The 22932-nt window shown below is 70.9% G+C and carries 28 protein-coding genes; 3 read left to right on the forward strand and 25 right to left on the reverse strand.

The features are described from left to right. Nucleotides 1-97: 97 nt before the first annotated feature. Nucleotides 98-1009 carry an oxygen-dependent tRNA uridine(34) hydroxylase TrhO gene (gene trhO / locus SKED_RS14415; protein WP_012867908.1) on the reverse strand — a complete coding sequence of 304 codons (912 nt, stop codon included), beginning with the start codon at nucleotides 1007-1009 and terminating at the stop codon, nucleotides 98-100. 56 nt (nucleotides 1010-1065) lie between these two features. After that, entirely contained in the window at nucleotides 1066-2754 is a 1689-nt protein-coding gene (locus tag SKED_RS14420; RefSeq protein ID WP_012867909.1) for an ABC-F family ATP-binding cassette domain-containing protein, read from the reverse strand. A gap of 150 nt (nucleotides 2755-2904) precedes the next feature. Here SKED_RS14420 and SKED_RS14425 point away from each other — a divergent pair, with 150 nt between their 5' ends. Beyond that, nucleotides 2905-3306, forward strand: coding sequence for a DUF5709 domain-containing protein (locus SKED_RS14425; protein WP_012867910.1), 402 nt, complete (start codon nucleotides 2905-2907; stop codon nucleotides 3304-3306). 54 nt (nucleotides 3307-3360) lie between these two features. Here the strand turns inward: SKED_RS14425 and truA are convergent, their stop codons facing one another. Beyond that, entirely contained in the window at nucleotides 3361-4224 is an 864-nt protein-coding gene (gene truA / locus SKED_RS14430; protein ID WP_012867911.1) for a tRNA pseudouridine(38-40) synthase TruA, read from the reverse strand. Between the two features lie 53 nt (nucleotides 4225-4277). Between truA and SKED_RS14435 the strand changes: the two genes are divergently transcribed. Continuing rightward, entirely contained in the window at nucleotides 4278-5048 is a 771-nt protein-coding gene (locus SKED_RS14435; protein ID WP_012867912.1) for an ROK family protein, read from the forward strand. A 40-nt stretch (nucleotides 5049-5088) separates the two neighbouring features. Continuing rightward, the gene (locus tag SKED_RS14440; protein WP_012867913.1) at nucleotides 5089-5682 is read left to right on the forward strand and encodes a DUF1990 domain-containing protein; all 594 of its coding nucleotides are present in this window, start codon (nucleotides 5089-5091) and stop codon (nucleotides 5680-5682) included. A 60-nt stretch (nucleotides 5683-5742) separates the two neighbouring features. Here the strand turns inward: SKED_RS14440 and SKED_RS14445 are convergent, their stop codons facing one another. From SKED_RS14445 to rplN, 22 genes are all read right to left on the reverse strand, one after another. Then, on the reverse strand, nucleotides 5743-6492 hold the full coding sequence (locus tag SKED_RS14445; RefSeq protein ID WP_245534570.1) for an alpha/beta fold hydrolase: 750 nt from the start codon (nucleotides 6490-6492) through the stop codon (nucleotides 5743-5745). Further along, entirely contained in the window at nucleotides 6485-8599 is a 2115-nt protein-coding gene (locus SKED_RS14450) for a DUF6541 family protein (protein ID WP_012867915.1), read from the reverse strand. Before SKED_RS14450 ends, SKED_RS14445 begins: the two co-directional genes overlap by 8 nt. 151 nt (nucleotides 8600-8750) lie before the next feature. Next, entirely contained in the window at nucleotides 8751-9293 is a 543-nt protein-coding gene (gene rplQ, locus SKED_RS14455) for a 50S ribosomal protein L17 (RefSeq protein ID WP_012867916.1), read from the reverse strand. 58 nt (nucleotides 9294-9351) lie between these two features. Next, nucleotides 9352-10356, reverse strand: a complete 1005-nt coding sequence (locus SKED_RS14460; RefSeq protein WP_012867917.1) for a DNA-directed RNA polymerase subunit alpha — start codon at nucleotides 10354-10356, stop codon at nucleotides 9352-9354. A gap of 161 nt (nucleotides 10357-10517) precedes the next feature. After that, nucleotides 10518-10925 carry a 30S ribosomal protein S11 gene (gene rpsK, locus SKED_RS14465; protein ID WP_012867918.1) on the reverse strand — a complete coding sequence of 136 codons (408 nt, stop codon included), beginning with the start codon at nucleotides 10923-10925 and terminating at the stop codon, nucleotides 10518-10520. Between the two features lie 94 nt (nucleotides 10926-11019). Beyond that, on the reverse strand, nucleotides 11020-11394 hold the full coding sequence (gene rpsM, locus SKED_RS14470) for a 30S ribosomal protein S13 (protein ID WP_012867919.1): 375 nt from the start codon (nucleotides 11392-11394) through the stop codon (nucleotides 11020-11022). Between the two features lie 213 nt (nucleotides 11395-11607). Continuing rightward, nucleotides 11608-11721 carry a 50S ribosomal protein L36 gene (gene rpmJ, locus SKED_RS14475; RefSeq protein WP_009740505.1) on the reverse strand — a complete coding sequence of 38 codons (114 nt, stop codon included), beginning with the start codon at nucleotides 11719-11721 and terminating at the stop codon, nucleotides 11608-11610. Between the two features lie 60 nt (nucleotides 11722-11781). Beyond that, complete coding sequence (gene infA / locus SKED_RS14480) at nucleotides 11782-12003, reverse strand: translation initiation factor IF-1 (protein ID WP_012867920.1); 222 nt, start codon at nucleotides 12001-12003, stop codon at nucleotides 11782-11784. A 301-nt stretch (nucleotides 12004-12304) separates the two neighbouring features. Beyond that, complete coding sequence (locus tag SKED_RS14485; protein WP_012867921.1) at nucleotides 12305-15283, reverse strand: LuxR C-terminal-related transcriptional regulator; 2979 nt, start codon at nucleotides 15281-15283, stop codon at nucleotides 12305-12307. A gap of 129 nt (nucleotides 15284-15412) precedes the next feature. Further along, nucleotides 15413-16252 (reverse strand): type I methionyl aminopeptidase, encoded by an 840-nt coding sequence (gene map, locus SKED_RS14490; RefSeq protein WP_012867922.1) that lies wholly within the window; start codon nucleotides 16250-16252, stop codon nucleotides 15413-15415. 13 nt (nucleotides 16253-16265) lie between these two features. Further along, nucleotides 16266-16850 carry an adenylate kinase gene (locus tag SKED_RS14495; RefSeq protein ID WP_012867923.1) on the reverse strand — a complete coding sequence of 195 codons (585 nt, stop codon included), beginning with the start codon at nucleotides 16848-16850 and terminating at the stop codon, nucleotides 16266-16268. After that, nucleotides 16847-18136 carry a preprotein translocase subunit SecY gene (gene secY, locus SKED_RS14500; RefSeq protein WP_012867924.1) on the reverse strand — a complete coding sequence of 430 codons (1290 nt, stop codon included), beginning with the start codon at nucleotides 18134-18136 and terminating at the stop codon, nucleotides 16847-16849. Before secY ends, SKED_RS14495 begins: the two co-directional genes overlap by 4 nt. A gap of 231 nt (nucleotides 18137-18367) precedes the next feature. Next, nucleotides 18368-19000: a 50S ribosomal protein L15 gene (gene rplO, locus SKED_RS14505; RefSeq protein ID WP_012867925.1), complete on the reverse strand. Its 633-nt coding sequence runs from the start codon at nucleotides 18998-19000 to the stop codon at nucleotides 18368-18370. A gap of 2 nt (nucleotides 19001-19002) precedes the next feature. Beyond that, the gene (rpmD, locus tag SKED_RS14510) at nucleotides 19003-19185 is read right to left on the reverse strand and encodes a 50S ribosomal protein L30 (RefSeq protein ID WP_012867926.1); all 183 of its coding nucleotides are present in this window, start codon (nucleotides 19183-19185) and stop codon (nucleotides 19003-19005) included. After that, nucleotides 19185-19856 carry a 30S ribosomal protein S5 gene (gene rpsE, locus SKED_RS14515; RefSeq protein ID WP_012867927.1) on the reverse strand — a complete coding sequence of 224 codons (672 nt, stop codon included), beginning with the start codon at nucleotides 19854-19856 and terminating at the stop codon, nucleotides 19185-19187. Before rpsE ends, rpmD begins: the two co-directional genes overlap by 1 nt. Before the next feature lie 40 nt (nucleotides 19857-19896). Further along, nucleotides 19897-20268: a 50S ribosomal protein L18 gene (rplR, locus tag SKED_RS14520; protein WP_012867928.1), complete on the reverse strand. Its 372-nt coding sequence runs from the start codon at nucleotides 20266-20268 to the stop codon at nucleotides 19897-19899. Between the two features lie 2 nt (nucleotides 20269-20270). Beyond that, nucleotides 20271-20810 (reverse strand): 50S ribosomal protein L6, encoded by a 540-nt coding sequence (gene rplF / locus SKED_RS14525; RefSeq protein ID WP_012867929.1) that lies wholly within the window; start codon nucleotides 20808-20810, stop codon nucleotides 20271-20273. A 25-nt stretch (nucleotides 20811-20835) separates the two neighbouring features. Beyond that, entirely contained in the window at nucleotides 20836-21234 is a 399-nt protein-coding gene (gene rpsH / locus SKED_RS14530) for a 30S ribosomal protein S8 (protein ID WP_012867930.1), read from the reverse strand. Between the two features lie 74 nt (nucleotides 21235-21308). Next, entirely contained in the window at nucleotides 21309-21494 is a 186-nt protein-coding gene (locus SKED_RS14535; RefSeq protein ID WP_012867931.1) for a type Z 30S ribosomal protein S14, read from the reverse strand. A gap of 1 nt (nucleotide 21495) precedes the next feature. Next, entirely contained in the window at nucleotides 21496-22065 is a 570-nt protein-coding gene (gene rplE / locus SKED_RS14540) for a 50S ribosomal protein L5 (protein ID WP_012867932.1), read from the reverse strand. Further along, entirely contained in the window at nucleotides 22065-22415 is a 351-nt protein-coding gene (gene rplX / locus SKED_RS14545) for a 50S ribosomal protein L24 (RefSeq protein WP_012867933.1), read from the reverse strand. The genes rplE and rplX overlap by 1 nt, the downstream gene beginning before the upstream one ends. 2 nt (nucleotides 22416-22417) lie before the next feature. Continuing rightward, the gene (gene rplN, locus SKED_RS14550) at nucleotides 22418-22786 is read right to left on the reverse strand and encodes a 50S ribosomal protein L14 (RefSeq protein ID WP_012867934.1); all 369 of its coding nucleotides are present in this window, start codon (nucleotides 22784-22786) and stop codon (nucleotides 22418-22420) included. Between the last annotated feature and the right edge of the window lie 146 nt (nucleotides 22787-22932).

Raw genomic sequence — 22932 nt, forward strand, 5'->3', positions numbered from 1 at the left:
CGGCACGTGGCCGACGGGGGACGGTGTCAGAAGCATGGAGCAGATGGTGGTCCAGCCGCAGCAGATACTACCCGAGAGCCGCGCGGGCGAGGTCGGGTCAGGCCGAGACCGGCTCCGGGACGGCCCCGGACGCCGCGCACACGGGGCACACCTGCGCCCGCGCCTCCTCGGCGCACCCGGCGCACACCACCCGCAGGGTCGTGCAGGCCGGAGACGCGCAGTTCTCGTAGGAGGCGGTCGCCGCCGAGCACAGCACGCAGCTGCCCAGGGGGACGGTCTGCGGGTCGAAGTCGACGTGCATCCGCTCGTCGAACACGTAGAGCGACCCCTCCCAGAGGCTCGAGGTCCCGAAGGTCTCGCCGTACCGGACGATGCCGCCGTCGATCTGGTAGACCTCGCCGAAGCCGCGGGCGGTCATGAGCGCGGACAGCACCTCGCAGCGCACGCCTCCGGTGCAGTAGGTCACGACCGGGCGGCCCTTGAGGTCGTCGTAGCGGCCCGAGTCGAGCTCGGCGACGAAGTCGCGCGTGGTCCGGACGTCGGGGACCACGGCACCCTTGAAGCGTCCGATCTCAGCCTCGAAGGCGTTGCGCCCGTCGAAGAACACGACCTCGTCGCCGCGCGCCGCGACCAGGTCGTCGACCTCCTGCGGGCTCAGGTGCGTCCCGCCGCCGACGATCCCGTCGGGGCCGACCTCGAGCTCGTCGGGAGCGCCGAAGCTCACCAGCTCGGGACGGACCTTGACGCTCAGCCGCGGGAAGTCCGCGCCGGTCCCGTCGGACCACTTGACGTCCATGTCGGCGAAGCCGGGGTACCGGCGCGTCGTCTTCACGTACTGCTTGAGGTCCTCGACCGTGCCGCCGAGGGTGGCGTTGATGCCGTGCTGCGACACGATGACCCGGCCGGTGAGGTCCCAGCGCTCCGCGAGCGCCGTCTGCCACAGCTGGAGCGCGAGCGGGTCGGGCACCGGGGTGAAGGCGTAGAAGAGGACGATCTTGTGGACAGCCATGCCTCCAGGATAGGCCGGTCCGACACCCGGGTGGTGGTGCCCGGCCCGCCTGCGGCTCAGCGCTCTCGGCGGACCCGTTCGACGTCCCACACGGGCTCCTGGGTCGCCTGGACCCGCCCGTCGCCGCCGAACACGAGGAAGCGCTCGAAGCCCCGGGCGAACCAGCGGTCGTGCGTGACCGCCACGACGGTGCCCTCGAACTGCGCCAGGCCCGCCTCGAGGGCCTCGGCGGAGTGCAGGTCGAGGTTGTCGGTCGGCTCGTCGAGGAGCAGCAGGGTCGCTCCCCCGAGCTCGAGCAGCAGGATCTGGAACCGTGCCTGCTGGCCACCGGAGAGCGTCTCGAAGCGCTGCTCGGCCTGGCCGGCGAGCTCGTAGCGGTCGAGCGCCTTGCTCGCGGGCTCGCGGCTCATGCCGTCGCGGCTGCCCTCGCCCCGGTGCAGGATGTCGAGGAGCGTGCGCCCGTCCCACTCGGGGTGCACGTGGTTCTGCGCGAACCACCCGGGCCGCACGCGCGACCCGAGCGTGACGGTGCCGGTGTGCGCGACCGGCTCCCCCGAGGCAGGCATGCCCTCGACGACCGGGGCGTGGTCGGCCGGGTCGGAGCCGCCGGCGGCGAGCAGCCGCATGAAGTGCGACTTGCCCGAGCCGTTGGAGCCGAGCACCGCCACGCGGTCGCCGAACCAGATCTCGGTGTCGAAGGGCTTCATCAGCCCGGTGAGCTCGAGCCTCTCGGCCACGACGGCGCGCTTGGCGGTCCGCCCACCGGTCAGCCGCACCCGGACGTTCTGCTCGCGGGCGACGACCTCGGGAGGCCCGGCCTCCTCGAACTTGCGCAGCCGGGTCTGGGCGGCCTGGTAGCGGCTCGCGAGGCCGTCGTTGAAGGCGGCGCGGGTCTTGAGCCCGTTGACGAGGTCCTTGAGCTTGGTGTGCTCCTCGTCCCAGCGGCGACGCAGCTCCTCGAGCCGGCTCATGCGGTCCTCACGGGCGGCCGCGTAGGTGGCGAAGCCGCCGCCGTGCACCCACACCGAGGAGCCGGACGCCCCGGGCTCGAGGGACGCCACCTGGGTGGCGGTCCGCGAGAGCAGCTCGCGGTCGTGGCTGATGAACAGGACCGTCTTGCGGCTCGCGGCGAGCTGCTCCTCGAGCCACCGCTTGGTCGGCACGTCGAGGAAGTTGTCCGGCTCGTCGAGGAGCAGGACCTCGTCGGGTCCGCGCAGGAGCGAGGTGATGACCAGGCGCTTCTGCTCGCCGCCCGAGAGCGTGCGCATCTGGCGGTGCTGCGCGGAGTCGAAGGGGATCGACAGGACCTCGTCGGTCACGTGGTCCCAGTCGTTCTCGGCGTCGTAGCCGCCCGCGTCGGCCCAGTCGGAGAGCGCCTGCGCGTAGCGCATCTGCGTGGGCTCGTCGTCGACGGTCATCATCAGCAGCTCGGACTCGGCCAGCTCGAGGCCAGCGGCACGCACGGCGGGCGAGGCGAGGTCGACGAGGACGTCGCGGATGCTGCGGTCGTCGTCGATGCGGCCGACGAGCTGGCGCATCACGCCGAGGCCGCCGCTGCGGTTGACGCGGCCCTCGTGCGCGTCGAGGTCGCCCGAGACGATCCGCATGAGCGTCGTCTTCCCGGCACCGTTGGGGCCGACGAGCGCGACCTTGGCGCCGTCGCCGACCCGCAGGTCGACCCCCGACAGCAACGGACGCCCGTCGGGGAGGAAGTAGCTGACGTCGTTGATGTCGATGTGTCCCACCGCCCTAGTGTGCCGTCTCGCGGACGTCCCGGGCGAGCTCATTTCTCCTGGTGAGCCCCGACGACCGCCGGTGACCCCTCGGGCCCCCCGACCCGGGTGCGCAGGGCCCTTCCGGGTGCGCGCGGCTCCGGACGGTGCCACGGTGGAGAGATGAGCGAAGACACACCGGCAACCAGCACCGACGGCGCCCTCGGCACGGAGGGCGACAGCGACCAGCTCCCCCAGGAGGACACCCTCACCGACCGCGGTGTCGACGACGTCCTCGACGAGGGCTACTCGCCGCCCGAGCGCCCGCGCACCAACCACTTCGGCGAGACCGCGCTCGAGGAGATCCAGGGCGAGTCCCTCGACCAGCGCCTCGCGGAGGAAGAGCCCGAGGTCTTCGACCAGCCCGACCGCGAGGCCACGCAGCCCGACCGTGCGGGACGTCTCGTCGCGGACCCCGACGCGCTCGACGGCCGCGTCAACGACACCTTCGCGGACGACGCAGGCATCGCCGGCGGGGCCGCGAGCGCCGAGGAGGCCGCGGTGCACGTCGTCGACGAGCCCTGACCTGCCCCCTGGTCGACATCCCTCCCCGAGGAGCACGTCCGACGCCGGCTGCGGCTAGCGCCAGACGTGCTCCTCGATGCGTCGGGCCCGCGACCTCTCGGCCTGGAGGGCGACCTCGGCGTCGTCCGGGTACTCGACCTCCTCGAGGGTGAGCCCGTGCGGGGGGACGACCCCGGCGAGCGGGTCCCGCTCGCCTCGGCGGAGCACCTCCGCGGGCCAGCCGACCGGGCGCTGCCCGTGGCCGACCGCCATCGACGCGCCGACGAGGGCGCGCACCATGTTGTGGCAGAACGCGTCGGAGCGGACGCTCGCCACGACCAGCCCGTCGTCAGGCCCGCCGTCGACGCGCTCCCAGGTGAGCTCCTGGAGGTGCCGGATGGTCGTCGCGCCGGGTCGCGGCCGGCAGAAGGCCTTGAAGTCCCGCACCCCCACGAGCGGCTGCACGGCGGCCTGCATGGCGTCGACGTCGAGGGGCCGCTTCGACCACAGCACCCAGTCGGCGCGCAACGGGTCACGGAGCGCGTGGCGGTCGACGATGCGGTACCGGTAGCGCCGGCTGAGCGCGCTGAAGCGTGCGTCGAAGCCGGGCGGTGCCACCGAGACCGCACGGACGACGACGTCGGTCGGCAGGACCCCCGTCATGCGCGAGAGCAGCGCCTGCTCCCCCGTCCGGTGGCCACGCCCGGACACCGTGTCCCACACCTCGCGCGGGACGTCGAGGTGCGTCACCTGCCCACGGGAGTGCACCCCCGCGTCGGTCCTGCCGGCGACGGTGAGGCGCGTGTCGGCGCGCAGCACGCGTGCCAGCCCCTCCTCGAGGGTGCCCTGGACGGTCCGCAGCCCTGGCTGGACCGCCCACCCGGCGAAGTCTGTCCCCCTGTAGGAGACGTCGAGTCTGATGCGGATCACGGCACCCATCATGACGCACCGGGAGCCCGGTCCCCGCACCGGGTGGACGTATCCTGCACCTCATGGCTCCCTCCGGCACTCCCCCGCTCCTCACGCTCTCGGTCGACTGCGGCGGGGGTGGCATCAAGGCTGCGGTCCTCGACGCCGCAGGCACGGCGCACGCGCCGGCGGTCCGGGTCCCGACGCCCTACCCGCTGCCGCCCGAGCTGCTGGTCGAGACGGTCGCGGGCCTCGCACGGGACCTCCCGGCGGCCGACCGGGTCAGCCTCGGGATGCCGGGGATGATCCGGCACGGCGTGGTGATCCACACGCCGCACTACATCACACGCACCGGACCGCGTTCCCGGGTGGACCCCGCCCTGCGCGAGCGCTGGGCAGGGTTCGACGCCCGCGCCGCGCTCGAGTCCCGGCTCGGTGTCCCCACGCTCGTCCTCAACGACGCGGAGATCCACGGGGCCGGCGTCGTCGCCGGCACGGGGCTCGAGCTCGTGCTCACCCTCGGCACCGGCCTCGGGTCGGCGCACTTCGACGGCGGTCGGGTCGCACCGCACCTCGAGCTGTCCCACGCCCCGGTCCGCCGCGGCACCACCTACGACGCGTACATCGGCGAGATCGAGCGCCACCGGCTCGGCGACGGGCTCTGGTCGCGACGCGTGGCTCGCGTCGTGGAAGGCCTGCGCCCGGTGTTCCTCTGGGACCGCCTCTACATCGGCGGCGGCAACTCCCGCCGGATCACCCAGGCCGTGCTCGACAGGCTCGGCGACGAGGTGGTCGTGGTCCCGAACTCTGCCGCGCTGGTCGGCGGGGCCCGGGCCTGGGACCTGTTCGCGTGACGCGGACCAGGAGCGGGGCCGGCGCCGACAGGACGGTCCGGTGAGCTCGCGCAGCGCGTCCGAGGCACGGCAAGCACCGCAGGCACGCCTGCTGAGTCGGCGCGCCCGGGCCCGCGGGGACGCCGCGCCCCTGACCTCGGCGCCCGGGCTCGCCGCCGCGCTGCACACCGCACCGTCAGGCGACGACCACCTGCTGCCCACCGGCTACCTCCGGACCTCGCGGACGGCGACCCTCGCCCGCCGGGACCTGCACGGGGCCGCGACGGACCTCTTCCGCTGGCGTCCACAGCTCGCCTCGGGCCTGCGCGTGCGCAGCTCGGACCTTCCGCTGCGCGTGGGCACGGTCGTCGTGCTGCGGCTGGGCGTCGGGCCGCTGGCGCTGCGGATCCCCTGCCGCGTCACCGAGGTCGTCGACGAGCCGGACCGCGCGGGGTTCACCTACGCCACCCTGCCCGGGCACCCCGTGTCGGGCGTCGAACGGTTCAGCCTGGATCGCGGCGACGACGGCGCGGTCCGGTTCACCGTCGCGGCCGTCTCGGCGCTCGCGTCCGTGCCTGCGAGGTGCCTGCCGGGGCTGGCGCGACGCGTCCAGGCCTGGATGGTCGGCCGGTACCTGGCCGGGCTCGACCGGTAGGAGGTCCAGGTCCGGGGCCAGCCCGTCGAGCGCCAGGGCGGGCCTCCGCCGGTCTCGCCCTCAGCGTCGCCGCGGGTCGACCGTGTCGAGGGCCTCCAGGACCACCCGGGAGAACGCGACCGGGGCGTCGAGGCTCACCAGGTGCCGCGCGCCGGGCACCACGACGTGCCGGACCGGCTGGCCGCTGCGCCCCGCGGCACGGAGGTAGGCACGCTCCTGCGTGCGGAAGTGGTCCCAGGCTCCGTTGACGAGCCAGACCGGGCAGGCAGACCGCTCCAGGGCGGTCAGCGGGTCGAGCACCCCGACCGCGTCGAGAGCCTCCGACATGACCCGCAGCGCGAACCCTCCCGCGGCGATGTCCGCCTGCGCCTGCGGGGAGAGCGCGGCCCGCACCATGAAGGCGTTGAGCCCTGAGCCGGACCCCGGGGTCCGCTCGATCCAGCGGGCGAGCCGGGTCCAGGCGGCCCGGGCGGGCACCCGCGGGTCGGTGCAGCAGCCGGCGGCGACCAGTCCCCGGACCTTGCCGGGGTTGCGGGCCGCCACCTCGATCGACAGGTAGCCGCCGAGCGAGAGGCCGACGAGCAGCGCCTCGCCGCCGACCTCGTCGATCGCGTCGACCACCACCCGCTCGCACCCGTCGACGGTGAACGGCGTCCCGAGGCGTGACCCGTGCCCGGGCAGGTCCACGGCACGGACGGTGCGCCCGGCGGCCTCGAGGGCGAGCACCTGCGCACGCCACATGGTCGCGGAGGTCCGGATGCCGTGCACCAGCACCACCGGGAGGTCGCTGGTGCCGGACACATCAGTCACAGGCGGTGACCTCGTAGAGGCTCGCGGTGCCCGCCTGCGCGACGAGCACGAAGCCCTCGGAGACGTCCACGTCGCGCAGGGCGCGCGGGGCCGGGCTCGGCTTCGCGCCGTCCTCGGGCTCTGCGGTGTCCAGGTAGAGGTGGGTGACCCCGAGGTTCTCGGCGTAGCGGCAGACCCACGGGTCGGTCCGGACGTCGTCGAAGTGGTCGAGGAGGTACTGCCGCGCGGGGTCGAGGCCCGAGAGGTTGAGCTGCGGGAACACCACGTGCGTCCGCCCGACCGACCAGGCGTAGGCCGAGCCGTTGAAAGGATCCCCGAGGACCACGGCGTCCTCCCCCACGAGGTCGGGGAGGTCCCTCAGCAGCGCGATCTCCTCGGCCGAGAGCATCGTGCCCCACTCGATGCGGCCGGGGTCGTAGGCCTCGGCGTAGCGGACGGCACGCTGGGGAGCCTGGAAGCCCGCCGAGGTGACCAGCGCGACGACCAGCAGCAGGACGGTCAGCCCCGCCGGGGTGCCCACCCACGGGCGCCGCTGCGCCGCCCGCAGCACCCGCTCGCTGCTGCGCAGCCGTCCGACGACGGCGACGGCACCCACAGCCGCCAGGACGGAGGCCGGGACCGGGTAGAAGGCCTCGATGCGGGCCGCCTGGGTGTACCAGATGCCGGTGAGCACGCGCAGCGGGTTGTCCGGCCCTGCCGCGAGAGCGGCGAGCACGACTACGAGGGCTGCCGACACGACGAGCCAGCGGTCCTGCCGGCGGCGCACGAGGGCCACGGCCCCGACCACCACCAGCACCGACACCACGAGGTTGCCCGGCACCGGGCTGAGGACCTGGTCGGTGAGCAGGCGCACCACGGACACCGGGATCTCCCGCTGGGGTGCCCGGGCGAAGCCGAGGACCATCTCGAGGACGGAGGACCGCGCGACCACGAGGGCGCCAGCGGCACCGACCACCGCGAGGGTCGCGAGCACCGCCACCACGAGCGTGCGGCGTCCGGCGCGCCACGCGTCGCGGGCGGCGACCCAGGCGACCGTGAGGACGAAGGGCAGGAGGACCACGACGAGGCCGACGAAGCCGCTCGGCTGCGCCAGGGCGACACCGCCGGCGGCGCCGAGGGCGAGCACGCCCACCACCAGCCCGGCGGCCCTGCCGCCGGGGCCGCCCGAGCGCCACGCGCGGACGCACACCAGGACCCCGGCAGCCGCACCGGGGATGAGGGTCGTCGACAGGCCGTTGGGCCACTGTGCCAGCGTGCTCAGCTGGACCGTGGGGAACATCGAGAAGGCGGCGACCAGGACGGCGGCGAGCACCGTGACCTCAGGACGACGCGGGAAGGCGGCACGTGCGAAGGCCGCGGCACCGACGAGCCACACGAGGCTCATCACGAGGGTCGAGGCGTTCGCCGCGGCCGTGACCGTCGAGGCGGTGAGCGTACCCGCCGCCCCCACCACGAGCGACACCACCGCGTGCCATGCCGTCGGGTAGTAGACGCTCGCACCGTCACCGTAGAGACCGTTGAGCTGGCTCGCGTCGCCCGTCTCGTGCACGAGCGCGAGGCCGTTGAGGTGGTAGACGGCGTCCCACTGCTGGAGGGGCGCGTCGGGCGACGCGGTCCCGACGACCGTCGGCACCAGCACCAGGACGGAGGACACCAGCAGCGCCGCTGCCGTCCACGTCCGCCACGTCCAGGTCGAGGGTCTGGCCCAGGAGCGAGGGGCCGAGCCGGTCCCGCGAGACGCGGGTGACCCGGCTGACCCGCCGAGCGGCCGACGGGACCACGGGCTGTCGGGGCCACGCTCGTCGAGCGCGCTCAGGACCGCCGTCAGAGGTCGGGGCACCGCGCGCAGGCGACGCAGCACGGTGGCGACGAGCACCACGGCCACGACGCTCCCCGCGGTCACGAGGCCCACCGAGGCGGGTGTCCAGGCCACACCGGCGCGGGCCAGCACGGTCGCGAGCACCGTGAGGTAGGCGACGGTCAGGCCGGGACCGAGACCCAGGGCCAGCCAGGTCGGTGCACCGGCCGCGCGGGCGACGAGCGTCCCCGGTGCCACGAGCACGACGACGCACGCGACCACCGCGGGCACGATCTCGATCCAGCTCACCGCATGGTTCCCCTCGTCGTCGGTCGTCCGTCGGGCGCGGACGTCGCCGGCCTCGGCCGACGCTAGCGCACGAGGCCCGGTCTGTGACGGATCACAGACCGGGCCTCGTGGGTGATGCTCAGCGTCTCGTCACAGGAGGACGAGGGTGGCGTCAGGCGTCCTTCTCGGACGACTCCTCAGCCGGTGCCTCGGCGTCGGCCGGAGCCTCGGCCGCGGGGGTCTCCTCGGCCTTGGCGGCCTTCGGAGCGGTCTTCTTGGCGGCCTTCTCGGCCTCGCGGACGACAGCTTGCTTGGGGCTGACGGGCTCGAGGATGAGCTCGATGACAGCCATGGGGGCGTTGTCGCCCTTGCGGTTGCCGACCTTGGTCACGCGGGTGTAGCCACCGTTGCGCTCGGCCATGGCCGGGGCGATCTCGGTGATGAGGCGGTGCAGCGTGGTGGCGGCGTCGCCCTCTTCGCCCGGACGGTTGACCGTCTTGGAGTTGATGGTCTTGGCGACCTGGCGGATGTTGTGCAGGTCACCGCGCTTGGCCTTCGAGATGAGGCGCTCCGCGAACGGCTGCAGGCGCTTGGCCTTGGTCACCGTCGTCGTGATGCGGCCGTGCTCGAAGAGGCTGGTCGCGAGGTTCTTGAGGATGAGGCGCTCGTGAGACGGGCTTCCGCCGAGACGCGCACCCTTGGTGGGGGTAGGCATGGTGTGTGCTCCTAGAAAGGTGGGGGTGTGCCGGCCGCTCGCGCGGCCGGCTCAGACGTCAGGTGTACTGCTCGTCTTCCGTGTCGTCGCCGTCGTAGTAGTCGGCGGTCGTCGGGTCGAAGTCCAGCGGGGAGTCCTTGAGGGACAGGCCGAGCTCGGCGAGCTTGTCCTTGACCTCGTTGATCGACTTCGCACCGAAGTTCCGGATGTCGAGCAGGTCGGCCTCGCTGCGTGCCACGAGCTCACCCACGGCGTGGATGCCCTCGCGCTTGAGGCAGTTGTACGAACGGATCGTCAGCTGGAGGTCCTCGATCGGGAGCGCCAGGTCGGCGGCCAGCGCAGCATCGGTCGGCGACGGGCCGATCTCGATGCCCTCGGCCTCGACGTTGAGCTCACGGGCCAGGCCGAACAGCTCGACCAGCGTCTTACCAGCCGACGCGAGCGCGTCGCGGGGGCTGATGGCCTGCTTGGTCTCGACGTCGACGATGAGCTTGTCGAAGTCGGTGCGCTGCTCCACACGGGTGGCCTCGACCTTGTACGTGACCTTGAGGACCGGCGAGTAGATCGAGTCGACCGGCACGCGGCCGATCTCGGCGTCGAACGACTTGTTCTGCTGGGCAGAGACGTAGCCGCGCCCACGCTCGACGGTGAGCTCGATCTCGAGCTTTCCCTTGTCGTTGAGGGTCGCGATGTGCAGGTCGGGGTTGTGCACCTCGACGCCCGCCGGCGGCACGATGTCCGCAGCGGTGACCACACCGGAGCCCTGCTTGCGCAGGTACATCACGACGGGCTCGTCGTTCTCCGAGGAGACGACGAGGTTCTTGACGTTGAGGATGATCTCGGTGACGTCTTCCTTGACACCGGGGACGGTGGTGAACTCGTGGAGCACACCGTCGATCCGGATCGAGGTGACTGCCGCGCCGGGGATCGACGAGAGCAGCGTGCGACGGAGCGAGTTGCCGAGCGTGTAGCCGAAGCCAGGCTCGAGCGGCTCGATGGAGAAGCGTGAGCGGCTCTCCGAGATGACCTCTTCGGTCAGTGTGGGGCGCTGTGCGATGAGCACGGGGTGTGTTCCTCTCTGCATGCGTCCGCTATATGACGCATCACGAACCCGGGACGAAGATCTCCTCGCCGGGACCTGCAACTTGCTCCTGAGGACGGTCCTCTGCCCACGTGCGAGGCACGTGGGCAGAGGACCGTCACGTCAGGTGACGAACGTTCGCGTCAGACGCGACGGCGCTTGGGCGGCCGGCAGCCGTTGTGCGCCTGGGGGGTGACGTCCTGGATCGAGCCCACCTCGAGGCCGGCGGCCTGGAGGGAGCGGATCGCGGTCTCGCGCCCGGAGCCGGGGCCCTTGACGAAGACGTCGACCTTCTTCATGCCGTGCTCCTGCGCGCGGCGGGCAGCGGCCTCGGCGGCGAGCTGCGCGGCGAACGGGGTCGACTTGCGCGAACCCTTGAAGCCGACCTGGCCCGAGGAGGCCCAGGAGATGACCGCACCGGTCGGGTCCGTGATGGACACGATGGTGTTGTTGAAGGTGCTCTTGATGTGCGCCTGGCCGATGGCGACGTTCTTCTTGTCTTTGCGGCGAGGCTTGCGTGCGCTCTGGGCGCCGCGAGTCTTGGGAGGCATGTGCTCTTTCTTTCCTTGCTCGAGGTCTTCGGATCGCGGGAGGTGTGCCCGGCGGCGGAGGTGCTGCCACCGGCTCCCGGCGAACTACTGGCTGCTAGCGGGCCTTCTTCTTGCCGGCCACGGTGCGCTTGGGACCCTTGCGGGTACGCGCGTTGGTCTTCGTGCGCTGTCCGCGCACGGGCAGGCCGCGGCGGTGGCGCAGACCCTCGTAGCAGCCGATCTCGACCTTGCGGCGGATGTCAGCAGCAACCTCACGGCGAAGGTCACCCTCGAGCTTGAAGTTGCCCTCGAGGTAGTCACGGAGCGAGACGAGCTCGGCGTCGCCGAGGTCCTTCACGCGGACGTCGGGGCTGATGCCCGTCGCTGCCAGCGTCTGCTGGGCGCGGGTACGGCCGACGCCGAAGATGTAGGTGAGTGCAACCTCGAGCCGCTTGTCGCGGGGGAGGTCGACACCGATAAGACGTGCCATGTGCCTTCCGGCTCCTGTACTGCATTCGGAGGTCTGCCGCACCATCTCTCGCGGAAGTGCGAGCCCCGGCCTCCGAGCCGAGGGTGACGCCTGGACGCGGATCTCTCCGGCCAGCCGTTGGTGGTGCGCTGGGTCGTGCGTGCCCGGTTGTTCAGCCCGCCGGACAGGCACTGGTCGATCTGTGAAGCATGTGCCCTAGAGCACCGAGGCCTCTCAGCCCTGGCGCTGCTTGTGGCGCAGGTTCTCGCAGATGACCATGACGCGACCGTGCCGGCGGATCACCTTGCACTTGTCGCAGATCTTCTTGACGCTGGGCTTGACCTTCATCGTGGTTCCTCCGCCGCCGTGTGGCGCATGCGCGCAAGACAGCAGTTGATCGAGTGGTGGTTACTTGTAGCGGTAGACGATCCGGCCACGGGACAAGTCGTACGGGCTGAGCTCGACCACTACGCGGTCCTCGGGGAGGATCCGGATGTAGTGCTGTCGCATCTTGCCCGAGATGTGAGCGAGCACCTTGTGACCGTTGGCCAGCTCCACGCGAAACATCGCGTTCGGCAGCGCCTCGACCACGCTGCCCTCGATCTCGATGACACCGTCCTTCTTCGCCATATCCTCCGCTAACTCTCGTGACGAACATCCTGCCCACGATCACGTCGGCCACGCCCGGAACGGGTCCGGGAGACGTGGTCTGCCGCTGACGGCCGCCGTTGAGGGCTGCCGACGACCGCTGAGACCGTGGAGTGGTGGTGGGAGTGCACAAGCACTACACACCCAACGAAACATCTTACGGCACGAGGCCCGAAAGTGGAAAACCGCCCCCCTCGGGTATGGGTCCGGTGCTCGTCGGGGCTCGTAGGGGCTCGTGAGTGCTGGTGCGTGCTGGTGAGTGCTCGTCGGTCGTGGGTGCCGCTCAGCGCTCGCCGCCGTCGCGCTCGTCGCCCTCTCCCTCGACGGCGACGTCGTCGTCGAGCAGGCCGAGGTCGCGCGCCTTCTCGACGGTCTCGACGCTCGAGTGGGTCCCGAGCTTCTGGTAGATGCTGCGCAGGTGCGTCTTGACGGTGTTGGACGACAGGAAGAGCGACCGTGCGACGCTCGCGAGCGAGGGGCTCTCGGCCAGGCTCCGCAGCACCTGCAGCTCACGGCTGCTCAGCCGCGCGCGCGGCGGCTCGCTCGGGAACACCCCGACGGCCTCGGCGAACCCCGGGGCCTCCAGCACGGCCCGGACCCCCGGTACCAGCGGCGCGAGGTCCTCGAGCACCTCCCTCGGGACCTTGAGAAAGCTCCGCAGCAGACCGGTCGCCCGGCAGATCGACGTGGCCTCCTCGAGCGCGACCGCCGCCTCGTGCCGGTGCCCGAGCCCCGCCTGCGCCGCCGCCAGGACCAGCAGGAGGTCCAGCCGCAGGCGCGGACCGGCCACGCGCGTCGCCAGCAGCGCAGAGGCCCGCGTCACGGCGTCCTCCAGGTCCCCCGCCACGAGGTCCGTCCGGGCGCAGGCCAGCCCGACCACCTCGTAGCCGTGGTCGATGCCCGCGACGGCGGCCCGCGCCTTCGACACGTACCCGAGGCCCAGGTACAGGTCGACCGCGGCGCCCGCCAGGAGAGCCTCCCGGAGGCTCTTGGTCGCCGTGGTGCCCTGGAGGTGCTCCCGCGCCTCCTCGACCTCGGCGAGCACCTCGTAGTGCGTACCGTCACGCAGGGCGGCCTGCGCCCGGACCGCGACGACCACCACCCCCAGCCCCGACGCCGCGCCCAGGTCGCCCAGCAGCACCGTCTGCTCCGGACCGGCCGGCTCGAACCGCTCGAGCGCCACGATGGACCGCACCGTGCGCACCCCGCGCCCCTCCTGGATCGGGGCGTCCTCGACGGGTACACCGGGCGGCACCTCGAGCAACCACTCCTCCGCCTGCTCGAGGTACCCCAGGAGCGCGCAGCACAGGGCGGCACCGACCGCTGCCTCACGGAGCACGACCGGCCGGTCGACGCTGCGCGCCAGCTCGGCCCCCTGGCGGAAGGCGGCGAGCGCGCCCTCGACGTCGGCGCCGAGCAGGCGCGTCACGGCCCACTCGTAGAGCAGCGGCGCCAGCTCGCCCTTCGCTGCGGTGTCTGCTGTGTCCAGCAGCGGCCCGAGCCCGTCCTGCGCACGCTCGGCCAGGGTGGTCGCCGCGCCGAAGTCACCCGTCAGGCGCAGCGTGACGATCTGCCCCAGCCCCTCCTCCATCGAGCCGAGCACCTGGGCCAAGCCCTCCTCGGGGTGGGTGGCGCGCGGACCGACGTCGTGGAGAGCACCGTCGACCGGCGCGCCCGAGCCGGACGTCCGGCGCCGTTGCGGCCTCAGGACCGGCAGGAGGTGGGCGCGCGCCACGCCGAGGCGCGGGTGCCGGGCCAGCACCTCCTCGGGGACGGTCTCCACCACGTCGGCGACCACCTCGGGGCGCTCGGCCACGAGTGTCGCCCAGTGCAGGTCGACGAGCTCGGCGCAGGCCTCCCACGTCCGTGCGGCCAGGAGGTGGCCCACCGCCTCGTCGACCCGCCCCTGGGACGTCCGCAGGCGGGCGAGACGACGCTGCGCGACCCGGAACCGCCGCGGCTCCTCAGACCGGAAGATCTCTGCGGCCGCGAGCCGCACCGCCTCGACGTAGCGGAACCGGGCGTCGTCCTCGTCCGTGTCCTGGACGAGGAGCCCGAGGTCGAGGAGCGCGCCCACGTGCCGGGCCGAGTCGCGCAGGCCGCTGCTCGCCACGGCGTCGTCCACCGTGAACGCGCCCAGCAGCCCGGTGTGCTGGACGAACCGCCGCATCCCCTGGTCGTCGAGCTCGTCCCAGACCGCCCGGAGGTACGCGAAGCCTGCGGTGAGGTCGACGGTGACCTCCGCCACGGGAGAGACCACCGAGTGCAGCACCGCCCGGTCGACGCGCGCTCCAGGACCGGCAGGCGAGGTGCGGGCGGGCGACGGCCCACCGGGGGGCAGGTCTCTCGACGACGGGCTGCGGGAGGACGGGCTGCGTGACGACGGGCGCCGGGCGGGAGGGCCGCCTGTCGTCTGTGCGGGGAAGACCAGACCAGGGAGCGCTGCGGCGCCGGGAGCAGCCGGGGGTAGGCGCCCCGAGAACCCGCCGGTCACCGCAGCCTGCAGGTCGTCCGCCGCTGCCCCGAGCGCGGCGGACCTCACCCGTCCCTCGGTGCGCGACGCAGAGACAGAGCCCGCCAGCACGGCCCGCAGCAGCGCCGGCCAGCCACCGGTGTCCCGGACCAGCCGGTGCACCTGGTCGGGTGTGAGCTCGTGCCCCAGCGCGGAGACGAGCCCGGCGGCGTCGTCCACGCTCAGCAGGAGGTCCTGGGGTCCCAGCTCGACCGAGTCCACCGTCGACGCCAGGAGCGCGTCGGCCGTGCGGGGCGACCGTGCCAGGACGACGACGTCGAGGGTGTCGAAACGGCTCACGAGGTCGAGCAGCTCGCCGGCCACGTGCGGGTCGGTGTTGTCGTCGAAGTCGTCGACCACCACGCACAGCGGGTCGGAGCGCCCGGCCAGCGCGGCGACCACGTCGCTGCGGCCAGGGGCGAGCCCCGGCTCGACCACGCCGAGACCGGAACGCCACATCTCGTCGGCCAGCCGTGCCCAGAACGGAGCGGGCATGCCGTCGGAGAGCACCGACGGGAGACGGCACGACACCCACACCAGGTCGACGTGCGCGGCGCGGCCCCTGGCCCACCCGCTGACGAGCGCGGTCTTCCCGTACCCCTTGGGGGCCCGCAGCACCGTGAGCGGCTCGTGGCGGTCGAGCAGGGCGGTGAGCGTCGGCTTGGCGACGAGGACCGAGGGCGCGCGGGGCAGCCGGGCGGGGCGCGCGCCGTCGCGCGCTCCGGCGTGCCTCTCCGAGTCTCCCGACATCTTGTCGCCCTGCCCGCTGGCCCTTCTGCTCGAAGGACGAGAGATCCTGGATCGCCCAGGAATCGTGACGGTACCGGCGGACCTGCGTGCTGGGAAGTGGTCGGCGCGAAGATCCCCCGCCCGAAAGGCTCAGACCGGGGCGATCCGCACGCCGAGGGCAGCCAGGCGCTCTGCGCCGCCGTCCGGAGCCGTCAGGACCCACACACCGCCGTCGAGCACCGCGACGGTGTGCTCGGAGTGCGCGGCACGCGACCCGTCGCTGGTGACGACCGTCCAGTCGTCCTCGCAGACGTGCGTCAGCTGGTCGCCACGGGTGATCATCGGCTCGACCGCGAGGCACATGCCCGGCCGGATCTTGGCGCCGCGCTCCCGCGTGCGGTAGTTGAGGACGTCGGGCGCCTGGTGCATCGACGTCCCGATGCCGTGGCCGACGTAGTCCTCGACGATGCCGTACCGTGCGCCGTCACGCTCGGCCGCCTCGGTGATCGAGTCGTCGACCGCGTTCGCCACCGCGCTCAGGCGGTCGCCCGACGCCAGGGCCGCGACACCGGCCCAGAGCGCGTCCTCGGTGGCCCGCACGAGTGCGAGGTCGGCCGGGTCCGCAGCAGCGTCTCCACCGACCACGAAGGACAGGGCGGCGTCCGCGTGCCAGCCGTCGACGATCGCGCCGCAGTCGACCGACACGAGGTCACCGTCGACCAGGGCACGGTCCCCGGGGATGCCGTGGATCACGGCGTCGTTGACCGAGATGCACACCGTGGCGGGGAAGCCCTCGTAGCCGAGGAACGACGCCGTGGCCCCGGCATCGGCGATCACGTCGGCGGCGACGGCGTCGAGCCCGGAGGTCGTGCTCCCGGACACGGCCGCGGTCCGCACCGCGTCGAGGGCGGCCGCGACCACGAGACCGGCGCGCCGCATGCACGCGACCTGCTCAGGCGTCTTGTACTCGATCTTCTCGCGGCCGAACACCCCGTCGCCCCCGTCAGCCCTGGAGCTGGTCGAGCGCGGAGAGCAGACGAGCCGTGACCTCGTCGACCGAGCCGATGCCGTCGACCTGCGCGAGCGCGTCGCGGTCGGCGTACAGCGCGGCGATCGGAGCGGTCTGCTCCGCGTACACCGAGAGGCGGTGCCGGATGACGGGCTCGGTGTCGTCGGCACGGCCCTCGATCTCGGCACGACCGAGGAGGCGCTCCACGACGACCTCGGGGTCGGCGGTGATCTCGACGGCGCCGTCGATCGTCAGACCGAGGTCGGCGAGGATCGCGTCGAGCTCGGCGACCTGGGCCACGTTGCGCGGGTAGCCGTCGAGGATGAACCCCTGCTCCCCCGCAGCGACCTTGCCCGCGAGCTTGTCGCGGACCATCGCGTTGGTGACCTCGTCGGGGACGAGCTCACCCTTGGCCGTGTACTGCTGGGCCAGCTGACCGAGCTCGGTCTCGCCCTTGATGTTGGCGCGGAAGATGTCGCCGGTCGAGATGGCCTCGATGCTCAGGGACTCGGCCAGGCGTGCTGCCTGCGTGCCCTTGCCTGCTCCGGGAGGGCCGAGGAGGACGATGCGTGCGCTCAACGGAGGAACCCTTCGTAGTGTCGCTGCTGCAGCTGCGAGTCGATCTGCTTCACCGTCTCGAGGCCGACGCCCACGATGATGAGGATCGACGTGCCGCCGAACGGGATGTTGGTGCTGACGTCGAGCACGATGAACGTGATCGTCGGGATCAGCGCGATGATCGCCAGGTACAGGGCACCGGCGGAGGTGATCCTGGTGATCACGTAGTCGAGGTACTCGGCGGTCGGGCGACCGGCACGGATGCCGGGGACAAACCCGCCGTACTTCTTCATGTTGTCGGCGACCTCGTCCGGGTTGAACGTGATGGCCGTGTAGAAGAAGCAGAAGAAGAGGATGAGGAGCACGTACAGCGCGATGTGCAGCGGGGCCTCGGGCTGTGCGATGTTGCGCTGGACCCACTGGACCCAGCCGGCCTCCGGGGCGGCGAACTGCGCGATGAGCGCAGGGACGGCCAGCAGGGAGGACGCGAAGATCACCGGGATGACACCGGCCATGTTGATCTTGATCGGGATGTACGTCGTCGACCCGCCGTACATCTTGCGGCCGACCATGCGCTTGGCGTACTGGACCGGGATGCGGCGCTGCGACTGCTCGACGAACACCACGGCCGCGATGACCACGAGGGTCACCAGCACGACGATGATGAACTTCTGGACGCCACCGGCGCCGCCGGCGATCGAGAACAGCGCGGGCGGGAAGCTCGCCGCGATCGAGGTGAAGATGAGGAGCGACATGCCGTTGCCGACGCCACGCTCGCTGATGAGCTCACCGAGCCACATGATGAGGCCGGCGCCGCCGGTCATCGTGATGACGATGAGGAGCGAGGTCATGAAGCTGTCGTTCGGGATGACGTCGCACCCGGGCAGCAGCTGGCCGTTGCGGGCCATCGTCACGTAGGTCGTTGCCTGGAGGACGGCGAGGCCGATCGTCAGGTAGCGCGTGTACTGCGTGAGCTTGGCGGTGCCCGACTGGCCCTCCTTGTGGAGCGCCTCGAAGTGAGGGATGACCACGCGGAGCAGCTGCACGATGATGCTCGCGGTGATGTACGGCATGATGCCGAGCGCGAAGATCGAGAGCTGCAGCAGCGCGCCGCCGGAGAACAGGTTCACGAGCCCGAGGAGCTCGCCGGTCCCGCCGTCGGCGAGGCAGGCCTGGACGTTCCCGTAGTCGATCCCCGGGGACGGGATGAAGGAACCCAGGCGGAACAGCGCCATGATCGAGATCGTGAACAGCAGCTTGCGCCGCAGGTCGGGCGTGCGGAACGCCCTTGCGAATGCGCTGAGCACCAAGTCCTCCTGGTCCGCCGAGGCGGGAAGTCGTCACCGTCTGTGCGGCGTGTGGAGTCGGCACCGAGTCGACGGTGCCTGTGTGAAGCCTGTCGAACCCTGGCCGCCGCCGGAGCGGCGCGGGAGTGACTGGACGAGTCTAGTGGATGGTCTGGTCCAACTCGGACATCTGGATGGACAGACGACGACAGGGCCGGCAGCGCGTGTGCGCCACCGGCCCTGTCGGGTGTGTCATGCCTGCGAGACGGAACCGCCAGCAGCAAGGATCTTGTCCTTGGCGGAGCTCGAGAGACGGTCGACCGTCACGTCGAGCTTGACGGTGATCTCACCCGTGCCGAGGACCTTGACGAGCTCGCCCTTGCGGACTGCGCCCTTCGCGACAAGGTCGTCCACCGTGACGGATCCACCCTCGGGGTAGAGCGCCGACAGCTTCTCCAGGTTCACGACCTGGTACTCGGTGCGGAACGGGTTCTTGAAGCCACGGAGCTTCGGAAGCCGCATGTGCAGCGGCATCTGTCCACCCTCGAAGCGCTCAGGAACCTGGTAGCGGGCCTTCTGGCCCTTGGTCCCACGTCCCGCGGTCTTGCCCTTGGAGCCGTGACCGCGACCCACGCGGGTCTTGGCGGTCTTGGCGCCCGGAGCAGGACGCAGGTGGTGGACCTTGAGGGCCCCACCTGCACCGGCCGCGGCCACCGGCGCAGCGTCCTCGGCCTTGGCGGCCTTGGTCGTCTTCGCCTTGGGTGCTGCCTTGGCGGGAGCCTCGGCTGCAGACTTCGCAGCAGGCGCCTTCTTGGCAGCGGTCTTCTTCACGGGAGCGTCGGTCGCCTCGACGGCCGCGTCCTTCTTGTCTGACTTCTCAGCCATGATCACTCGACCTCCTCGACGGTGACGAGGTGCGCCACCGTGACGACCATCCCGCGAATCTCCGGGCGGTCCTCCTTCACGGCCGTGTCACCGATCCGCTTGAGGCCCAGAGTGCGCAGGGTGTCGCGCTGATTCTGCTTGCCGCCGATGGCGGACTTGACCTGGGTCACCTTGAGGCGGGCCATCATGCACCTGCCTCTGCTGCCGGAGCCTTGCCCGCTGCCTGCGCACGGAGCATGGCCGCCGGGGCGACGTGCTCGAGCGGGAGGCCGCGACGAGCAGCAACCTGCTCGGGAAGCTCGAGGCCGCGGAGCGCCGCCACCGTCGCGTGGACGATGTTGATGGCGTTCGAGGACCCGAGGGACTTCGACAGGACGTCGTGGATGCCGGCGCACTCGAGGACGGCGCGGACCGGACCACCGGCGATCACACCGGTACCCGGTGCGGCCGGACGGAGGAACACGACGCCTGCGGCTGCCTCGCCCGTGACGGGGTGAGGGACCGTGCCCTGGATGCGGGGAACCTTGAAGAAGTTCTTCTTGGCTTCCTCGACACCCTTGGCGATGGCGGCGGGAACTTCCTTGGCCTTGCCGTAGCCGACGCCGACGGTACCGTCGCCGTCACCCACCACGACGAGCGCGGTGAAGCTGAAGCGGCGGCCACCCTTGACGACCTTGGCGACACGGTTGATGGTGACGACGCGCTCGACGAAAGCACTCTTCTCGGCGGCGTCACCGCGGCGACCGTCTCCGCCGCGGCCTCCGCCGCGACGGTCGTTCCTACGGTCGTTGTTGTTGTTCTCAGTGGTGGCGCCGCCCGTGGGGGCGCCGGTGGTGCTGCGCTGCCCTGCAGCCATCAGAGAGTCCTTTGCTTCGATGCGGAAGTGGTTCGCGTCATCACAGGGCCAGACCGCCTTCGCGGGCCCCGTCGGCGACTGCTGCCACTCGGCCGTGGTACTTGTTGCCCCCGCGGTCGAACACGACTGCCTCGACGCCGGCAGCCTTGGCACGCTCGGCGACGAGCTCGCCGATCTTGCGGGCCTTGGCCGTCTTGTCGCCGTCGAAGGCGCGCAGGTCGGCCTCGAGGGTCGAAGCCGAGGCGACGGTCTTGCCGACCGTGTCGTCGACGACCTGAGCGGTCATGTGACGAGCGGAGCGGGTAACCACCAGACGCGGCTGAGCAGCCGTGCCTGAGATCTTCTTGCGCAGGCGCAGGTGACGGCGCTGACGCGCGACTGCCTTGCCCTTGCCCATGATCTTGAGAGCCATGGTTACTTACCAGCCTTTCCGGCCTTGCGACGGACGATCTCGCCCGCGTAACGCACGCCCTTGCCCTTGTAGGGCTCCGGCTTGCGGATCTTGCGGATGTTCGCGGCGACCTCGCCCACCTGCTGCTTGTCGATGCCGCTGACCGAGAACTTGGTCGGCGCCTCGACGGCGAAGGTGATGCCCTCGGGGGCCGAGATGACCACCGGGTGGCTGAAGCCGAGCGCGAACTCGAGCTCGGAACCCTTGGCCGTCACGCGGTAACCGGTGCCGACGATCTCGAGCTTCTTCTCGTAGCCCTCGGTCACACCGGTGATGATGTTGGCGAGGAGCGTACGGGTGAGCCCGTGCAGGGCGCGTGAGGTGCGCTCGTCGTTGGGACGGGTGACCGCGAGGGCACCGTCCTCAGCGAGCGAGACCTCGATGGGGGCGGGGATGACGTGCTCGAGGGTTCCCTTGGGACCCTTGACCGTCACCAGCGCTCCGCTGATGCTGACGTCCACACCGGACGGAACCGGGACGGGGACTTTGCCGATACGGGACATGGCTAACTTCCTCTCCGTCTTCCGATTACCAGACGTAGGCGAGGACTTCCCCACCCACGCCCTTCTGTGCGGCCTGCTTGTCGGTCAGGAGGCCTGAGGACGTGGACAGGATCGCCACACCCAGACCGCCGAGGACCTTCGGCAGGTTCGTGGACTTCGCGTACACACGAAGGCCAGGCTTCGAGATACGGCGGATGCCGGCGAGCGAACGCTCGCGGCTCGGGCCGAACTTCAGCTGGATGGTGAGGTACTTGCCCACGGGCGCGTCCTCGACGGTCCAGCCGGAGATGTATCCCTCGGCCTGCAAAATCTCAGCAATGTGCGACTTCAGCTTCGAGAACGGCATCTGAACCGTCTCGTGGTAAGCCGAGTTCGCGTTACGCAGACGCGTGAGCATGTCTGCGATCGGGTCGGTCATCGTCATTGGGCTGTAGCCCTTCCTCGCCGGGGTATCCGGTACGTGCCACGAGGGGCACCGCCGGACCTACGACGTAGTTGTTACCAGCTGCTCTTGGTGACGCCGGGAAGCTCGCCGCGGTGCGCCATCTCGCGCACGCAGATACGGCAGAGCCCGAACTTGCGGTACACAGAGTGCGGGCGACCGCACTTCTGGCACCGGGTGTAAGCGCGAACCGCGAACTTGGGCTTTGCGGCTGCCTTGTTGACCAGGGCCTTCTTCGCCATGTCAGAGCTCCTTGAAGGGGAAGCCGAGACGCTTCAGGAGCGAACGGCCCTCAGCGTCGGTGGTCGCGGTCGTCACGATGGTGATGTCCATACCGCGAACGCGGTCGACCTTGTCGGGGTCGATCTCGTGGAACATGGACTGCTCGTTCAGACCGAACGTGTAGTTGCCGTGACCGTCGAACTGCTTGGGCGAGAGCCCACGGAAGTCACGGATACGCGGGAGCGCGATCGACAGCAGACGGTCGGCGAACTCCCACATGCGGTCGCCACGCAGCGTGACGTGGGCGCCGATGGGCATACCCTCACGCAGCTTGAACTGGGCGATCGACTTGCGGGCCTTCGTGACCTGCGGCTTCTGACCGGTGATGGCCGTGAGGTCGCGGATGGCGCCCTCGATCAGCTTGGCGTCCTTCGCAGCGTCTCCGACACCCATGTTGACGACGATCTTCGTGAGACCGGCGACCTGGTTGACGTTCTCGTGCGAGAACTCCTCGTGGAGCGCCGGGAGGATCTCCGCGGCGTAGCGGGCCTTGAGGCGAGGCTGTGCCTTCGCGTACGTCTCGGTGCTCATCAGATGTCCTTCGCGGTGTCGCCGTGACCGCGCGTCACGCGGACACGGACCGTACGAGTACGACCGTCGCGCTCGACCTGCTCGGTGCGGGCACCGATGCGCTTGCCGCGCTTGGCCTCGGCGTCGTAGAACTGCACGTTGCTGACGTGGATCGGGGCCTCGACGGACTCGATCCCGCCCGTGCGGGTCCCACGCTGGGTCTGGCCGACCTTGACGTGCTTCGTGACGCGCTGGACACCCTCGACGATCACGCGGTCGGAGTCCGTGAGGACCTCGAGCACGCGGCCGGTCTTGCCCTTGTCGCGACCGGCGATCACGATCACCGTGTCGCCCTTCTTGATCTTCGCCATGTTCAGAGCACCTCCATCGCCAGCGAGATGATCTTCATGAACTTCTTGTCACGCAGCTCGCGGCCGACCGGGCCGAAGATGCGGGTTCCACGGGGCTCGCCGTCAGCCTTGAGGATGACGGCAGCGTTCTCGTCGAACTTGATGTAGGAACCGTCGGGACGACGGCGCTCCTTGGCGGTCCGGACGATGACGGCCTTGACCACATCGCCCTTCTTGACGTTCCCGCCCGGGATCGCGTCCTTGACGGTTGCGACGATGGTGTCGCCGATACCGGCGTAGCGACGTCCCGAACCACCGAGAACACGGATGCAGAGAATCTCCTTGGCACCCGTGTTGTCGGCGACTCGAAGTCGCGACTCCTGCTGGATCATGTAATGAACTCCTGTCGTCGAGCTGGTTCTCGTGGCAACGAGCCTTGCCGAACGGATAGCTGACAAGCACTGTAGTAGCTCGTCTCACACCCCTGTGGGGCGGACCCGTGCGCTGCACGCGTCCGCCCCGCAGAGGAGTGGTCTGT

This window comes from Sanguibacter keddieii DSM 10542 (assembly GCF_000024925.1).
Classification (GTDB): domain Bacteria; phylum Actinomycetota; class Actinomycetes; order Actinomycetales; family Cellulomonadaceae; genus Sanguibacter; species Sanguibacter keddieii.

What these genes read in the sequence shown, in the direction of transcription:
- SKED_RS14535 (WP_012867931.1), bottom strand. Translation starts at nt 21,494, where the DNA reads ATGGCGAAGAAGGCCCTGGTCAACAAGGCAGCCGCAAAGCCCAAGTTC.
- rplX (WP_012867933.1), bottom strand. Translation starts at nt 22,415, where the DNA reads ATGGCGAAGATCAAGAAGGGCGACACGGTGATCGTGATCGCCGGTCGC.
- SKED_RS14425 (WP_012867910.1), top strand. Translation starts at nt 2,905, where the DNA reads ATGAGCGAAGACACACCGGCAACCAGCACCGACGGCGCCCTCGGCACG.
- rpsH (WP_012867930.1), bottom strand. Translation starts at nt 21,234, where the DNA reads ATGACGATGACCGACCCGATCGCAGACATGCTCACGCGTCTGCGTAAC.
- rpsK (WP_012867918.1), bottom strand. Translation starts at nt 10,925, where the DNA reads ATGCCTCCCAAGACTCGCGGCGCCCAGAGCGCACGCAAGCCTCGCCGC.
- rpmD (WP_012867926.1), bottom strand. Translation starts at nt 19,185, where the DNA reads ATGGCCCGCCTCAAGGTGACCCAGGTCAAGTCCGCCATCGGCGGCAAG.
- SKED_RS14435 (WP_012867912.1), top strand. Translation starts at nt 4,278, where the DNA reads ATGGCTCCCTCCGGCACTCCCCCGCTCCTCACGCTCTCGGTCGACTGC.
- rpsE (WP_012867927.1), bottom strand. Translation starts at nt 19,856, where the DNA reads ATGGCTGCAGGGCAGCGCAGCACCACCGGCGCCCCCACGGGCGGCGCC.
- rplR (WP_012867928.1), bottom strand. Translation starts at nt 20,268, where the DNA reads ATGGCTCTCAAGATCATGGGCAAGGGCAAGGCAGTCGCGCGTCAGCGC.
- infA (WP_012867920.1), bottom strand. Translation starts at nt 12,003, where the DNA reads ATGGCGAAGAAGGACGGTGTCATCGAGATCGAGGGCAGCGTGGTCGAG.
- truA (WP_012867911.1), bottom strand. Translation starts at nt 4,224, where the DNA reads ATGGGTGCCGTGATCCGCATCAGACTCGACGTCTCCTACAGGGGGACA.
- trhO (WP_012867908.1), bottom strand. Translation starts at nt 1,009, where the DNA reads ATGGCTGTCCACAAGATCGTCCTCTTCTACGCCTTCACCCCGGTGCCC.
- rplN (WP_012867934.1), bottom strand. Translation starts at nt 22,786, where the DNA reads ATGATCCAGCAGGAGTCGCGACTTCGAGTCGCCGACAACACGGGTGCC.
- rplQ (WP_012867916.1), bottom strand. Translation starts at nt 9,293, where the DNA reads ATGCCTACCCCCACCAAGGGTGCGCGTCTCGGCGGAAGCCCGTCTCAC.
- SKED_RS14485 (WP_012867921.1), bottom strand. Translation starts at nt 15,283, where the DNA reads ATGTCGGGAGACTCGGAGAGGCACGCCGGAGCGCGCGACGGCGCGCGC.
- rplF (WP_012867929.1), bottom strand. Translation starts at nt 20,810, where the DNA reads ATGTCCCGTATCGGCAAAGTCCCCGTCCCGGTTCCGTCCGGTGTGGAC.
- rplO (WP_012867925.1), bottom strand. Translation starts at nt 19,000, where the DNA reads ATGGCTGAGAAGTCAGACAAGAAGGACGCGGCCGTCGAGGCGACCGAC.
- rplE (WP_012867932.1), bottom strand. Translation starts at nt 22,065, where the DNA reads ATGAGCACCGAGACGTACGCGAAGGCACAGCCTCGCCTCAAGGCCCGC.
- rpsM (WP_012867919.1), bottom strand. Translation starts at nt 11,394, where the DNA reads ATGGCACGTCTTATCGGTGTCGACCTCCCCCGCGACAAGCGGCTCGAG.
- rpmJ (WP_009740505.1), bottom strand. Translation starts at nt 11,721, where the DNA reads ATGAAGGTCAAGCCCAGCGTCAAGAAGATCTGCGACAAGTGCAAGGTG.